This window comes from Halohasta sp. A2, from assembly GCF_056175805.1.
In genome coordinates this window covers 1-13,351 of sequence record NZ_JAQFWV010000081.1, presented here as the reverse complement: position 1 = coordinate 13,351, position 13,351 = coordinate 1, and the positions used below count along the sequence as shown (strand labels likewise).

Annotated in this window: 15 protein-coding genes and 1 pseudogene; 4 read left to right on the top strand and 12 right to left on the bottom strand. The window is 60.2% G+C overall.

Annotation, left to right across the window (positions count from 1 at the left end; genetic code table 11):
* The first annotated feature begins 298 nt into the window (after positions 1-298).
* Entirely contained in the window at positions 299-904 is a 606-nt protein-coding gene (locus O2S87_RS15995; RefSeq protein ID WP_475409766.1) for a histidine kinase N-terminal 7TM domain-containing protein, read from the top strand.
* A 120-nt stretch (positions 905-1,024) separates the two neighbouring features.
* Here the strand turns inward: O2S87_RS15995 and O2S87_RS15990 are convergent, their stop codons facing one another.
* The 3 genes from O2S87_RS15990 to O2S87_RS15980 all read right to left on the bottom strand — a co-directional run bounded on the left by O2S87_RS15990 (position 1,025) and on the right by O2S87_RS15980 (position 3,022).
* A complete protein-coding gene (locus tag O2S87_RS15990) occupies positions 1,025-1,210 on the bottom strand; it encodes a hypothetical protein (RefSeq protein WP_475409765.1) in 186 nt (61 codons plus the stop codon).
* Positions 1,211-1,536: 326 nt separating this feature from the next.
* Positions 1,537-2,322: an FAD-binding protein gene (locus O2S87_RS15985; protein WP_475409764.1), complete on the bottom strand. Its 786-nt coding sequence runs from the start codon at positions 2,320-2,322 to the stop codon at positions 1,537-1,539.
* Positions 2,323-2,374: 52 nt separating this feature from the next.
* Positions 2,375-3,022: a hypothetical protein gene (locus O2S87_RS15980; protein WP_475409763.1), complete on the bottom strand. Its 648-nt coding sequence runs from the start codon at positions 3,020-3,022 to the stop codon at positions 2,375-2,377.
* A gap of 111 nt (positions 3,023-3,133) precedes the next feature.
* Between O2S87_RS15980 and O2S87_RS15975 the strand changes: the two genes are divergently transcribed.
* Positions 3,134-5,236, top strand: coding sequence for a minichromosome maintenance protein MCM (locus O2S87_RS15975; RefSeq protein WP_475409762.1), 2,103 nt, complete (start codon positions 3,134-3,136; stop codon positions 5,234-5,236).
* A gap of 39 nt (positions 5,237-5,275) precedes the next feature.
* Here the strand turns inward: O2S87_RS15975 and O2S87_RS15970 are convergent, their stop codons facing one another.
* The 4 genes from O2S87_RS15970 to O2S87_RS15955 form a co-directional block, all read right to left on the bottom strand.
* Positions 5,276-5,446, bottom strand: a complete 171-nt coding sequence (locus O2S87_RS15970; protein WP_475409761.1) for a hypothetical protein — start codon at positions 5,444-5,446, stop codon at positions 5,276-5,278.
* Between the two features lie 327 nt (positions 5,447-5,773).
* The gene (locus tag O2S87_RS15965; RefSeq protein WP_475409760.1) at positions 5,774-5,923 is read right to left on the bottom strand and encodes a DUF7317 family protein; all 150 of its coding nucleotides are present in this window, start codon (positions 5,921-5,923) and stop codon (positions 5,774-5,776) included.
* Positions 5,924-6,228: 305 nt separating this feature from the next.
* Positions 6,229-8,043 carry a helicase C-terminal domain-containing protein gene (locus O2S87_RS15960; protein ID WP_475409759.1) on the bottom strand — a complete coding sequence of 605 codons (1,815 nt, stop codon included), beginning with the start codon at positions 8,041-8,043 and terminating at the stop codon, positions 6,229-6,231.
* Positions 8,044-8,157: 114 nt separating this feature from the next.
* Complete coding sequence (locus tag O2S87_RS15955; RefSeq protein WP_475409758.1) at positions 8,158-8,376, bottom strand: DUF7561 family protein; 219 nt, start codon at positions 8,374-8,376, stop codon at positions 8,158-8,160.
* A gap of 128 nt (positions 8,377-8,504) precedes the next feature.
* Here O2S87_RS15955 and O2S87_RS15950 point away from each other — a divergent pair, with 128 nt between their 5' ends.
* A complete protein-coding gene (locus O2S87_RS15950) occupies positions 8,505-9,863 on the top strand; it encodes a hemolysin family protein (RefSeq protein ID WP_475409757.1) in 1,359 nt (452 codons plus the stop codon).
* A gap of 1 nt (position 9,864) precedes the next feature.
* Here O2S87_RS15950 and O2S87_RS15945 read toward each other — a convergent pair whose 3' ends face one another.
* The 4 genes from O2S87_RS15945 to O2S87_RS15930 all read right to left on the bottom strand — a co-directional run bounded on the left by O2S87_RS15945 (position 9,865) and on the right by O2S87_RS15930 (position 12,881).
* Positions 9,865-11,061, bottom strand: a complete 1,197-nt coding sequence (locus O2S87_RS15945) for an inorganic phosphate transporter (protein WP_475409756.1) — start codon at positions 11,059-11,061, stop codon at positions 9,865-9,867.
* Between the two features lie 24 nt (positions 11,062-11,085).
* The gene (locus O2S87_RS15940) at positions 11,086-11,229 is read right to left on the bottom strand and encodes a DUF7859 family protein (protein ID WP_475409755.1); all 144 of its coding nucleotides are present in this window, start codon (positions 11,227-11,229) and stop codon (positions 11,086-11,088) included.
* Between the two features lie 102 nt (positions 11,230-11,331).
* Entirely contained in the window at positions 11,332-11,844 is a 513-nt protein-coding gene (locus tag O2S87_RS15935; RefSeq protein ID WP_475409754.1) for a metallophosphoesterase, read from the bottom strand.
* A gap of 50 nt (positions 11,845-11,894) precedes the next feature.
* The gene (locus O2S87_RS15930; RefSeq protein WP_475409753.1) at positions 11,895-12,881 is read right to left on the bottom strand and encodes a replication factor C small subunit; all 987 of its coding nucleotides are present in this window, start codon (positions 12,879-12,881) and stop codon (positions 11,895-11,897) included.
* A 101-nt stretch (positions 12,882-12,982) separates the two neighbouring features.
* Between O2S87_RS15930 and samp2 the strand changes: the two genes are divergently transcribed.
* Positions 12,983-13,183 carry a ubiquitin-like small modifier protein SAMP2 gene (gene samp2 / locus O2S87_RS15925; protein ID WP_475409752.1) on the top strand — a complete coding sequence of 67 codons (201 nt, stop codon included), beginning with the start codon at positions 12,983-12,985 and terminating at the stop codon, positions 13,181-13,183.
* A gap of 70 nt (positions 13,184-13,253) precedes the next feature.
* Here the strand turns inward: samp2 and O2S87_RS15920 are convergent.
* Positions 13,254-13,351 (bottom strand): annotated as a pseudogene (locus O2S87_RS15920) (IS5/IS1182 family transposase); the annotation flags it as partial.

Sequence of the window (13,351 nt, the reverse complement as noted above, 5' to 3'; positions counted from 1 at the left end):
GTTTAGCTAGCCGACGACACTGCTCAACGAAGTCGAGGAGATCGATCTCCATGGGCAGAGTCGAATTCCTCGGCTTCACGTTTCTAACCCGTGATATCAGCCGAATAGATCGCTATTCAACAGAGCATTCAAGACTACACTCCAATCTTATAGTTGGTGTCCGTCGACTTCCATGTATGAAGATGCTGGGGGCACTTGGAACAGGCATCGTCGGTACCTCGTTCGGAGCCTGTGGTGGCGCGCTGTATCTGTTGCAGTATCTGTATCGCCAGCCCAAAAATCCGGCGTAGCCTGGTTCATGGGGAATATCGCGGCCGTTGCCGTGTTCTGCGTTTCGTATGGTTCTGCACTGCTCATTTTCGAGCCAACCCTACGGGTCGCCCTCGAAGCGGTCTCGTTCGTCTGTGTGTGCTTCATGGGGCCCTTCTTTCTCGCGTTCGGCCTCGATTACACCGGGCGTGGAGACCTCATCCGGACGCCGCTTTTCGGGATTCTCGCTGGCGTCCCGCTACTGACGGTCGTCCTCGCTGCGACGACTCCGGTGGACCAGCTCCTGTGGGCTGATCTTCAGTTCGAGCCGGTGTTCGGGCTGGCGACGATCACGTACACGATCCAGCCGTGGGGCGTGTTTGCGCTGTTGTTTTCTATTGGAACCGCTGCTGTCGGCTCGCTGTTGCTTATCGGTGCGATACTGAGTTACGGCCCGCTGTATCGACGCGAAGCCTCGACAGTCATCTTGAGTACTGCGCCACCGACCGTGGGCGTACTTGTATGGGTGTTCGGACTCGGACAGGTTCCACAGCTGCATCTCACCGCACCACTGATGCTACTGAACACAGAGCCGACGAAGTCGACTGCCCGAACTGTCTCGCTTTCTTTTTCTACAGTAGAGGCTCAGACGTGATATTTCAGTGAGGACAACAGTTGGTTGGGCGTTCCCACTGTCCACAGTGTCGACAGCCGAAAAACGGAGTGTGGGAGGGTTGGCCCTCCGGTGGATTGATAAAACAGGCGGACAGGTGGGTCAGTCGCTCGCAGCCGGCCCTCGGATTTCTGGGAACGTCATCGACGAATGCTCGGAGACCGCCTGAGCGAACGGCGCGTTTGCGTACACCAAGTTGGCGTGCCGCCATTCGCTGTAGCTCGACGGCTCGATGAGCTCGTTTCGGTACCGGTTGTATCTGTCTTCTGCAGTTTGTGGTTCTTTCATTATTCCACCATTTGATTTCGTCTTGCATACTTTTCTATAGTGTATAGTAATAAACCCGTGTCTAAAGCAGCCAATATTGCAAATTCATCTAATTTTCTTCAACAAAACAATGAACAACACGAATCCATTGCTAGATTCAACACCTACCATCTATTAGTAGACGCGTGTTTTGAATATCTGTCTATAACACCCACATATTAATGATATATGCCGAATGTTGTGAATTCTTCAGCATTTATTGTTTTTCGTGCGTGAAAATGAAATTCGGCTTTCAACTTACGACGCGCCTTGTGTGTCCGCAATTTGGATTTCGCACACGTGGTTGCCTACTCCTCGCCGTCGACCCGTCCTTTTTCATCATCCACCAGACTCGGATGCGTCCGCTGTCGTTCGTCGTGAGCCTCACTAAAATACTCCTGCATGGCCGCCCGCGAGGCGGCCTGGCGTGCCCGCTGTTCGGCGGCATCGATCTCCTCGCAACCCGGCGGCACATCGCGGCCACGATCAGTGAAATAGCCCTCGGGGACGACCCAGTCGTTATAAAAGGGCGTCTCGCTGTCATGGATGAGCGTGATGGCGGCTTCCGCGCCGTCGCCCGCGGCGATTACGGCCTGGTGGTAGCGTTCGGCGATCCGACCCACCGCGTAGATGCCCTCAACACTCGTTCGGCCGAGGCCGTCGTCGACGACGTACTGCTTGCTTCCGGCATCGCGGCTGTCGATGTCGAGGCCATCGAGATAGCTCACGTCGCTCCACGAGGCGATCAGCACGCGCTCGGCGCGCAACCGGCGGCGCTCGGCGGCGTTGTCGACCGCACTCACGGTGGCGACAAACCCTTCGTCGAGGCTCCCCGAGAGTTCGTCGACCAGCCCCTGCTGATAGCCTGCGCCGTTGCGTGTTGCCTGGGCCTGAAGCATATCGACGAACAGTCGGGGGTTGACGCCCGCCGGAAAGCCGGGGAAATTTTCGAGGTGGGCGTTTCGCCGCAGAATCGACTCGCCGTGGTCGACGACGAGCGTGGTGAGCCCAGCGCGGGCGGTGAACGTCGCAGCGGTGAGTCCGGCGACCCCTCCGCCGACGATCAGCAGTTCGTGGGTGTCCGGTGACGTCATATCACAGATTCGGATGGGCTCTGTTTGAGTCTCCTGGTTCTCAATGGCCCAATCAGACCGACAGCGAATTCGATTGGTCGACGACCGTATACCCCTGTTCAGCGAGCAGATCGGCGAAGTAGTATCGCCCAGCAATCCAATCGGGCAGCAGCCGAAGCCCAAACCGTCGGTCGGAACGCACGTCGACTGTCACCTCGGTCCCGCCTGCTGTACTGCGTGTCGACACTCGATAGGTACTCCACGAGCTCCCATCGATTGTAACGACGATTTCGAGGAGTTCGACGTCCGTGTCGACTAGTCGAGATTCGACAGCCATCGTCGCTGTTTTGAGTCTCAACATCGACGAAAGGTCGTACTCGCCGCCGGTATCGGTCGATCGAATCTCGTCGGCGAGACACCACTGGGCGGCCAACATCGGTGGCCTGAGACTCCCAAACTCCCGTCGAACTGTCGACGGTGGCTTTTCGGTCGTTAGCGTAGTCGTTCTGTCCGTCTTCAACATCCGGACCCGGAGCACAATGATCAGCACGATCCCAACACCGAGCAACAGAGTCCACGGGAGTGCCACCGCTGCCGGGATCACAATCGCCATCACACCGATAAGAAGTACCACACGCAGGATGCGCGTGAGTCGCCAGTATCGGGTGGCAACGGCGGCCACAGTGGACGGTATCTCGACGCTCTCGGTGACTGTCGACATTCTCGCTTTTGTGTTTTTGTCATACGTTTGTAACTATTTCGTTCGGACGGATTCCACTACTGCTCGGGCGAACCGGACCTTCATACGTGATGGCGACTTACCCCTCTTTCAATGGCTCAGGCTGGGAATCAGGAACTCACCGATCGGTTTATTCAGTTCTATCGGAACTACTACCGCGAGGAGATCGGCACGCTCGCCCAGAAGTACCCGAACGACCAGCGCTCGCTGTACATCGACTACGACGACCTCTACCAGTTCGATCGCGACCTCGCCGACGACTACCTCGCCCAACCCGACCAGATCCAAGAGTACGCCGAAGAGGCCCTCCGACTCTACGATCTGCCCGCGGACGTCAAACTCGGCAACGCCCACGTCCGACTTCGGGAGCTGCCCGACTCGGTCGACATCCGCGGCATCCGCGTCCACGACAACCATATTGGAAAATTAGTCTCAGTCCAGGGCATCATTCGTAAGGCCACCGACGTTCGGCCGAAAATCACCGATTCAGCGTTCGAGTGCCAGCGCTGTGGGACGATGAACTACATTCCCCAGCAGGACGGCGGCTTCCAGGAACCCCACGACTGCCAAGGCTGCGAACGCGAGGGGCCTTTTAAAATTAACTTCGACCAGTCGGAGTTCGTCGACGCCCAAAAACTCCGTGTTCAGGAAAGTCCCGAGGGACTGCGCGGCGGCGAGACGCCACAGAGCATCGACATCAACATCGAGGACGACATTACCGGCAAAGTCACCGCGGGCGACCACGTCACCGTCGTCGGCGTTCTCCACATCGAGCAGATGGACGGCAACGACGGCAAGTCTTCACTGTTCGATCTCTACATGGACGGCATCTCGGTCGCCATCGAGGACGAGGTGTTTGAGGATATGGATATCAACCAGGAAGATATTATCGAGATCACCGAACTCTCGAACTCGCCGGACATCTACGAGAAGATGGTCGCCTCGGTCGCCCCCTCGATCTACGGCTACGACGAGGAGAAACTGGCGATGATCCTGCAGTTGTTCTCCGGTGTGACAAAACACCTTCCCGACGGCTCGCGGATTCGTGGCGACCTTCATATGCTCCTTATAGGTGATCCGGGAACAGGTAAGTCACAGATGCTGTCATATATCGAGAATATCGCCCCGAGGTCCGTCTATACGTCCGGGAAAGGCAGCAGTTCGGCCGGGCTGACGGCTGCAGCTGTGAGAGATGACTTCGGCGACGGCCAGCAGTGGACCCTCGAAGCCGGTGCGCTCGTGTTGGCTGATCAGGGAATTGCGGCAGTCGACGAACTCGATAAAATGCGACCGGAGGATCGCAGTGCCATGCATCAGGCATTGGAACAACAGGAAATCAGCATCTCAAAGGCTGGCATCAACGCGACACTCAAATCGCGATGTTCGCTGCTCGGGGCGGCCAACCCCAAGTACGGCCGGTTCGACCGCTACGAGCCGATCGGCGAGCAGATCGACCTCGAACCCGCACTGGTTTCGCGGTTCGATCTCATCTTTACGGTGACCGACACCCCCGATCCGGACCACGACGGGATGCTGGCCGACCACATCCTCAAGACCAACTACGCTGGCGAGCTCAACACCCAGCGCACCCGCATCGCGACCTCGGAGTTCACCCAACAGCAGGTCGACGAGGTCACCGACCAGGTCGCCCCCGAGATCGACGCCGAACTCCTGCGGAAGTACATCGCTCACGCAAAGCGGTCGTGTTTCCCGACAATGACCGACGAGGCGAAGGCAACGATCCGTGAGTTCTACGTCGACCTCCGCTCGAAAGGCGCTGACGAAGACGCACCGATTCCCGTGACGGCCCGAAAGCTCGAAGCGCTGGTTCGGCTGGCCGAGGCGAGCGCCCGCGTGCGACTCTCGGATACCGTCGAAACTGAGGACGCCGACCGGTCGGTGTCGATCGTTCGGTCGTGTCTGAAGGATATCGGCGTCGACCCCGAAACGGGGCAGTTCGACGCCGACGTGGTCGAAACCGGGACCTCGAAAACCCAGCGCGACCGGATCAAGAACATCAAACAGCTGATCGCCGAGATCGAACAGGAGTTCGAAGAGGGTGCACCGGTCGACGAAGTCTTAGAGCGCGCCGGTGAGATCGGGATGGAAGCGACCAAGGCCGAACAGGAGATCGAAAACCTCCGACGGAAAGGCGAGCTGTACGAACCGACCCAGGGTCACCTCCGGACGACGTGATGAGGTGGCGGCGAAACGGTGGGCGGGGCAGAAAAAGGATTACGAACGCGAACACATCGCAAGCACGTGGTCGACCTGATCGACCACGGCTGCGAGCGATTCGCGGTCACGGGCTGGGGTAGTGCCCTCTTGCAGCCGTATCGTACAGAGTTCTGCGAGCAGCGACAGTTGATCGCTCGTCAGTCGACCACCAGTTTCGAGCTTCGACAACAGCCGCGAACCGACGGTCAGCCGGTCGATTCCGGTTCCCGACCCGGGGTTGGATTCGACCCGCAGCCAGCGTTCGACAGTCGCGTGTGCAGCCCACGCATCCGCGCGTGGAAGATCGAGACTGCCACACAGATGTTTGATGTGTGTGTTGACATAGTTTACCCCACCAGCTGAACAGTGAGCGCAGACGGTACTAATAGTTTCCTTACAAGAATCAATCGGTGATAATTGGGCCGTCGACCCTCTTCTTGGGCGGTCGACTGGACGAACAGGGGTGTCGACTGGAGAACGACGTCATCGATCGGACACAGGCCGGTCGGCGGGATCTTACTTGTGTGCGGGTGCAGGGATGTCGTACTGCGAGAGCGTCCGGGCGAACGCATCGTCGGTCTGTCCGGCACGGGTCGCCGCCTGCCTGAACGTGAGGGTTCCACAACGATACAGTGTAAGCGCGATCATCAGGCCTTTCGTTGCCATACACTCTATACAGACACCACGTATCTAAAGGTTTCGTGAGAATAGCTGCCATGCTCAACAAGCTAAATGCGATAGTTGTTCCAATACTAAATCAGATTTCCAAATTAAGTTCTGGATTGTCAAAATACGTTTGCGAGAGTTATTGGTTGAGTGGACCTCGAAAAGCCAATACATCTAAGCTGTTTGAGCATCAATCGGAAAATATGAACAGACAGCAGTTCATGGCGATCTTCTTCACAGTCATGATGGTTGGATCGATGGTCGCCTACGGCGTCGCGCTTATTTAACGCGGTGGAGTCGAGCCGTTAGCCGTCGCCCCAGACGTCCGAGAGCGGGTGGTTTTGTCGACGGTCAGCGTCGGCTTCGGTCCGCGTCTGTCCGTTCGAGCCGTGGGAACTTCCTGACCGATCACCACGCTGGCTTCGACGCCGCGTACCACCGCGCCGTGGGCTCGCCGTCGCGCCGACCCCTGCAAGCGCTGCTTCGGGATCGAAGTCGGGAAGGTCGGGACGCGAGAGTCGGTCGACCTGCGCTCGGAACCACGGCGGCGTGTCAGCTTTCGCGCGGTCGAAAAGGTCCAGCAGGCTCGAATCCGCCAGATACGTCGCTCCGTAGTCGTCCGGTGCGCGGACAACGCGCCCGCAGGCCTGAATCACCGTTCGAAGCGCGGTGCGGTGGTACCACGCCCACTGGCCGTCTTCGAGTCGCCGGGCCACCCGCGAGTCGTTCGTATTTAAATACGGAGCCTTGCACAGCACCTGCCACCGGGCCAGGTCGCCTTTGAGATCGAGCGCCTCCTCCATTTTGACTGAAATAAAGAGCTCCGGATCGCTGCTGGCTTTCCAGGCGGTGAGTTCGGCGTCGCGGTTGTCCGAATCGTGGACCCGGACCCGCGGGCCGACGCCGAACGCCGCGAGTGTTTCGGCCAACTGCTCGGCGATCGCATACGAGTGGGCGTGAACGAGCCCTTTCTCATCGGGATGGTGGGCCATCAGCCGGACGATGAGCCGGGCGATCTTTGGGACGGTCTCCTCGCGGTGTTCGTACGTCATCTTGCCCTGTGTGACGTCGTACAACGGGCGGTTTTCGACCGGGAACGTGTGATCGACGTCGACCAGCGCGACCCGTGATGGATCGAGGCCAACCTGTCGACAAAAGGCGTCCTTGTTGAGAATAGTCGCCGATAGAAGTGCGAACTTCTCGCCGCGGTCCCACACCGTGTGGTGGAGATAGCGCGCCGGATCGAGCGGTTTGATCGTGATCGTGGTTCCTTCGCCACCCGGCTGGTCGACAACCCACGTCGTTGGGCTCTCGGGGCTTCGGTAGTCATCGACGAACCAGTCGAGCTCGGAGATCAGCTCGTTGAGCCTGTCGCGTCGAGCGACCTCCTCGGGAGTGAGTTCGGGCTCGTTGGTCAGTTCGCGTTTGGCGTGCGAACAGACGTCTGAAAGTCGTTCGGCGAACGCCGAGGCGCGTTCGACCGGATTGTGGGCGGCGTTGATGTCGGGAACGTCGACGGTCTCCCAAACCGGCACGCGGTGCGGCGCAAGCTCGATGGTGGCGTACATCTCGGCCCACTCGGCGAGGCCGTGGGCCTCGTCGATGACGACCACGTCACGCATACCGAAGACGTCCGAACCGGCGGTCTGCATAAAGTACGCCAGTGTCATCGCCGCCATCGGTTGGCCCGAGGCGATCGCGCGATCCGAGTAGTAGGGACACCGGTGTTTGACCGTGCAGTCGAACCCCTTCTCGCGGGCACAGGGGGCCTGATTGACCGGGGTGTCGTGTTCGCCCGGCAGGATGCAACTGTAGTTGGATTTGCCACGAATAACGTTGAAATCGTCGAGCAGGGAGTCGACCGCCACGTCGTCGAGTTGCGAGACCTGTGGCGTCGTGTAGTACGCACCGGTGACCTGGGCCGGTTTGGCGTCCTGCAGCCGTCGTGCACACCCCATGATCGCACGGGCCAACAGGGATTTGCCGCTGCCTGTCGGCGCACGGATGAGGACGACGTCGTTGTCGGCGTCGAACGCCTCGCGGATCTCGACGAGAGCCTCGCGTTGGGTGCCGCGAAAGCTCGGGGCGGGAAACTCGTCGAGAATACGCGAGGGCTTCACGGACACTGGTGGGGCGGCCTCGCTCAAAAACGTGCGGATGCCGAGACGGTAGTGAGGCGACGACGGTCGACCGGATACGGCGGTAGGAACAGGCTACCACGTCGTAGTGACTGCCTACTCGCCGTCTGTGGGGAGTGCGTGTACGTCGGCGGCCGTTGGATCGTGGTCGTCGGGCAGGGCGTCGACGCAGTCGAGACACAGAAAGTGCTCGCTGCCGTCGGCGAGTTCGAGGATCATCCCACCGGTCGGCGAAAAATCGAAGCTCCAGAAGTCGCCGATTCCACCGGCGATTTTCACTACCGTCTCACAGCCGTCACAACGCTGTTTTGCCATTAGCACTCGTAGGAGACGACGGCTTGTTATAGCTCCGCTCTGTGCGAGTGGCCGCTCTGGAGCTATATCTCACTGACGAGCACTAAGAGGACAACGCTTAATTTCAGGGCCGAGCAACCAGTCGACACATGGGTTTATCGCTTGCAGTTGCTTCCTTTACCGACTTCGCGTTGCAGACGCCGCCGCTCGATACGGGGACGATCACCGTACTAGGCGTGCTGGGAATCGCTATTCTCATCGGACTGTCGGCCTTTTTTTCGTCCTCCGAGATCGCCTTCTTTTCGCTCCCACAACACCGAATCGACTCGATGGTCGAAGAAGGGGTCAAACACGCGACCGTCGTCGAGGGGCTCAAGTCGAACCCCCACCGTCTGCTGGTGACGATTCTGGTTGGAAATAACATCGCCAACATCGCGATGTCCTCGATCGCGACCGCACTGTTCGGGCTGTATCTCACCCAGGGACAGGCTGTGTTCGCAGCCACGTTCGGGATCACCGCCATCGTCCTGTTGTTCGGCGAGAGCGCACCGAAATCCTACGCGGTCGAACACACCGAATCGTGGGCGCTCAAAACCGCCCGCCCGCTCAAACTCTCGGAGTACCTGCTGTTTCCGCTCATCTACATTTTCGACCGACTCACACGGATCATCAACAGTCTGCTCGGCAGTTCGTCGACGATCGAATCACCGTACGTCACCCGCGATGAGATCCAGGACATCATCGAGACCGGCGAGCGCGAGGGAGTCATCGAGGAGGAAGAACGCGAAATGCTCGAACGCATTTTCACGTTCAACTCCACGATCGCCAAAGAAGTGATGACGCCACGACTCGATATCACGGCCGTCTCACGCGATTCGACCGTCGAGGAGGCGATTGCGGCCTGTATCTCCAACGATCACGTCCGGGTGCCGGTGTACGACGGCAACCTCGACAACATCATCGGTATCGTCAACGTCCGGGATCTGGTTCGCGAACACCAGTACAGCGAGGGCGGCAGCAACCTCGACGACGTCGTCCAGCCGACACTCCACGTTCCCGAATCGAAGAACGTCGACGAGCTGCTGGCAGAAATGCAGGAAAACCGTCTCCAGATGGTGATCGTTCTCGACGAGTTCGGGACGACCGAGGGTATCATCACGCTCGAAGACATGGTCGAAGAGATCGTCGGCGACATTCTGGAGGGCGACGAGGCAGAGCCCTTCGACCAGATCGACGACCAGACGACTGTCGTCCGCGGCGAGGTCAACATCCACGAGGTCAACGACGTGCTTGAGATCGACTTGCCGGAGGGCGAGGAGTTCGAAACCCTGGCTGGGTTCGTGTTCAACCGGGCGGGCCGGCTCGTCGAAGAGGGCGAGACCTTCGAGTACGACGGCGTCCAGATCGGCATCGAAGAGGTCGACAACACCCGCATCCTCAAAACGCGCATTACGGTCGGCGAGGAGTACCCGAAAACAGCACCCGACGAAGAGCCAGAGCTGACCTGAGTTAAAAGAGCACGAACGAGACGAGCGCGTAGATCCCGTAGGCCAACACGAACGATAGGACGAGCGAGCCGACCCACGCGAGCACTGTATTGATCATCTTGCTTCGGCTCACCCCGGCGTTACCGGCCGCGTAGCCGCTGCCGACGATCGCACTCACGATGATCTCGTTGAACGACACCGGGATGCCGAAGGCGACCGCCGTCTGTGCGATCGCGAACGACGGGATGAGCGCGGCGATCGACCGTCGCGGACCGAGCGCCGAGTAGTCCTGGGCGATCGCTTTGATCATCCGGGGCGCGCCGGTCCACGAGCCAACCAGCAGTCCGAACCCACCGCCGACGAGAATCGCCCACAGCGGGATCGCGATCTCCTCCGACAACGGCACCAGCGGGCCAATCGCCAGACCAACCTGACTCCCACCGGCCGAAAAGGCGACCAGCGCGCCGAGCAGAAGCAAAAACCGCCGCTGGCCAGCGATCCGGTCGCGGCGGAGCGCACTCCAGAGCAGTACCGCAGACACTAGCCCCAGCGCGAGTGCGGCGACGATCATGCCTCCGTCGACGCCGCCCACCGTCGGGAGTGGAAGACGCTCGCCGAGCGAGCCGGCGATCGATCCCGAGCCGTCGGCTGGGCCGAGAAACGCGAACTCGATGGTTGCAACGATGAATCCGATCAGTCCACCTAGCGAGGCGATCAGGTAGTCCTCGTCGAACCGGTCGCCCCGGAGCATGAGGGCGATTCCGTAGGCGATTCCACCGCCGACGAAAGGCGTCAGAATCCAGAGGGTGAGAATCTCGATGTACTTCGCCCATGCGGGGCCGCCGCCCATCGCCAAGCCAACGCCGACGACCGCTCCCGTGGCCGTAAACGCCGTTGCGATCGGGTAGCCGGCGAACACGCCGATCGCAACCAGCACGGCCGCGGTGACGAGGCCGATAATCGCCGCCGTCGCCGACAGTGGATCGCCGATAACGAGTTCAGTGCCAACCGCTTCGGTAACGTTCGCGCCCTGCAACACCGCGCCCAGAAAGCCAAATACGCCGACGATCAGCCCTGCGCGCATTACCGAGATGGCGTTCGCACCGACCGCCGGCGCAAACGGCGTCGACCCCGATGAGCCAGCGCCGATCGCCCACGCCATGAACAGACTTGCGGCGGCGGCGACGAGAAACGTCAGCAACGTCTCGATCGCTACCATACACACTCACTCCGGAACGAGCAGTCACTCACGACGCTGTCCATCACGATACCCCTCACGAAGACCCAACATTGTCCGGCGAATGAGAAGATAGCCAAAGAAGACGAACAACAACAGTGTCACGATGAGACCGATCACGATCGGATCATCGAACAGACCTAGGTCCATACGATGGATTTTACGGGGCGACTCAAAGCCATTTCGACGTGTCGACCACCTGAAACTGCACGGTTCCCGGGGGTCGCCCAACGAGCCGAACCGAGGACCTGCTCAGTCGACTGTGAGTTGGAACGTCTCGAATACCTCTCCATCCGGGGTGACAAGCCGTCCCTGAAGCCCACCGGCGACTGGCTCCAGTTCGGCGTGTGCCGGGCGATTGCCGCGCGGCTGGGCGTGGCTGCCCGGATTAATAAGGGGGAGTGGCCCCGTTAGCTCGACGGTCGGCCGATGACTGTGGCCGAAGATAACGGCGTCAGCCTCGCGTTCCTGACCGAACAGGGTGAGTGCGGTTGGTCCACCGCGAACAGTATGGGTGACCGCGAACCGAACTCCCTCGTACTCGACTGTTCGAGCTTTCGGAAGCCGCGAGCGGATCGCCTCGTCGTCGTTGTTGCCATAGACGCCACGGAAGGTGGTCGACTCGGCCTCGAACGCATCGAGCACTGATTCGGTCATGAAGTCGCCGACGTGAACGACGAGCTCGGCCTGTCGAACCGCTTTGGCCGTCCGATCGCGAAGCCGGTGGCCCTCGGTGCTGTGGGTGTCCGAAACAACGGTGAGCATATCTGGGCGGTCGACGGCGAACTACTGAAACCTACCGTTTGGTTGCCCGACTACGCATCTAGCGCCAGCGAGGCCAACAGGGCTTCGAGTTGGACCTGCTCGTTGGCACCCTCGGTGATCCGGTAGTCGGCCTCGCCGATGCGTTCCATCAGCCGGACCGCATCGCGTTCGGCGAGATCGAACTCCCACACCGAGCGGTGGAGTTGATCGATGATGTCGCCGCCGGCCATCCCGGTATCGGTGAGCAACCGGTCGAGTGTGGCCCGTGATTTCGAGAAGTCGCCGGCGATGGCGTCGGTCACCATCGACTCGATCTCCTCGGGTCGCGCGGTCGACGTGATCAGATAGACGGCCTCTTCGTCGACGATCTCGCCTGTGGTCGCGGCGGCCTGCAGCGAGTTGATCGCCCGGCGCATATCGCCGCCTGCGGCGTAGACGAGCGCCTCGCGGCCGTCGTCGGTGATCTCGATACCTTCGGCCGTGGCGATCTCGTCGATCTGGGCGGCGACGGCCTCGTCGGACAGCGGGGAGAATCGGAACACTGCACACCGCGACTGGATCGGATCGATGATCTTCGAGGAGTAGTTACACGAGAGAATGAACCGCGTGTTGTCCGAGAACTGCTCCATCGTGCGACGGAGCGCCGACTGCGCGTCCGACGTAAGGGAGTCGGCCTCGTCGAGAAAGATGACGCGGTAGTCGTGGCCGCCGAACGACGATCGGGCGAAGTTCTTGATACGGTCCCGCACGACGTCGATCCCGCGCTGGTCGGAGGCGTTGAGTTCGAGGAAGTTGCCCCGCCAGTCGTCGCCGTACACCTCGCGGGCGATGGCGGTTGCGGCGGTCGTTTTGCCGATTCCGGCGCGGCCTGAAAACAGCAGGTGGGGCAGGTCTCGTTGGTCGATGTAGCTTTCGAGGCGCTCGACGATGTCGGCTTGGCCCTTGATATCGTCGAGCGTCTGGGGGCGGTACTTCTCGATCCAGATTTCGCGGCCCGGAGTCGCCTCGGGTTCGGCGTCGGCGTCGACCTCGCTCATACCTCCACAAGCGGTCGGCGGGATGATAAACGCCCCGAGACCAGTCGCTCGAACCTGCCCGAACCCGACTTCTTTTTAACAATCGCCGGCCGACCCTCGCCATGGACGTCACCGTCGACGTGGTCGGCGAATCAACCCACGAGGTGAGCCTCGACAACGAGGCCTCGTACGGCGATCTCGTTCGGGCGATCGACCGCAGCCCCCAGGAGGTCACGGTACTTGTCGATGGTTCGCCGGTCCCCGAAGACCAGCCGGTCGTGGTCGACCACGTGCAGGTGTTACGACTGATAAAAGGCGGGTAGCAACGGCGAGCCGACGAACAACCCACGATACTGCGTCTTTTTGCTCTGTTGAATAGATGCTGAGTCACGGTTACAGCGGTTCACACAGTGGTTCTATGTTGATGATGGCGAACATCAGGACAATTTCACGGAACTGCCGATACCAGCCCAGCGCTCGCACGGCGTCGC

Excerpts from the sequence above, each read along its gene's own strand:
- O2S87_RS15995 (WP_475409766.1), top strand. The coding sequence starts at position 299 with ATGGGGAATATCGCGGCCGTTGCCGTGTTCTGCGTTTCGTATGGTTCT.
- O2S87_RS15990 (WP_475409765.1), bottom strand. The coding sequence starts at position 1,210 with ATGAAAGAACCACAAACTGCAGAAGACAGATACAACCGGTACCGAAAC.
- O2S87_RS15985 (WP_475409764.1), bottom strand. The coding sequence starts at position 2,322 with ATGACGTCACCGGACACCCACGAACTGCTGATCGTCGGCGGAGGGGTC.
- O2S87_RS15980 (WP_475409763.1), bottom strand. The coding sequence starts at position 3,022 with ATGTCGACAGTCACCGAGAGCGTCGAGATACCGTCCACTGTGGCCGCC.
- O2S87_RS15975 (WP_475409762.1), top strand. The coding sequence starts at position 3,134 with ATGGCTCAGGCTGGGAATCAGGAACTCACCGATCGGTTTATTCAGTTC.
- O2S87_RS15965 (WP_475409760.1), bottom strand. The coding sequence starts at position 5,923 with ATGGCAACGAAAGGCCTGATGATCGCGCTTACACTGTATCGTTGTGGA.
- O2S87_RS15955 (WP_475409758.1), bottom strand. The coding sequence starts at position 8,376 with ATGGCAAAACAGCGTTGTGACGGCTGTGAGACGGTAGTGAAAATCGCC.
- O2S87_RS15950 (WP_475409757.1), top strand. The coding sequence starts at position 8,505 with ATGGGTTTATCGCTTGCAGTTGCTTCCTTTACCGACTTCGCGTTGCAG.
- O2S87_RS15945 (WP_475409756.1), bottom strand. The coding sequence starts at position 11,061 with ATGGTAGCGATCGAGACGTTGCTGACGTTTCTCGTCGCCGCCGCCGCA.
- O2S87_RS15940 (WP_475409755.1), bottom strand. The coding sequence starts at position 11,229 with ATGGACCTAGGTCTGTTCGATGATCCGATCGTGATCGGTCTCATCGTG.
- O2S87_RS15935 (WP_475409754.1), bottom strand. The coding sequence starts at position 11,844 with ATGCTCACCGTTGTTTCGGACACCCACAGCACCGAGGGCCACCGGCTT.
- O2S87_RS15930 (WP_475409753.1), bottom strand. The coding sequence starts at position 12,881 with ATGAGCGAGGTCGACGCCGACGCCGAACCCGAGGCGACTCCGGGCCGC.
- samp2 (WP_475409752.1), top strand. The coding sequence starts at position 12,983 with ATGGACGTCACCGTCGACGTGGTCGGCGAATCAACCCACGAGGTGAGC.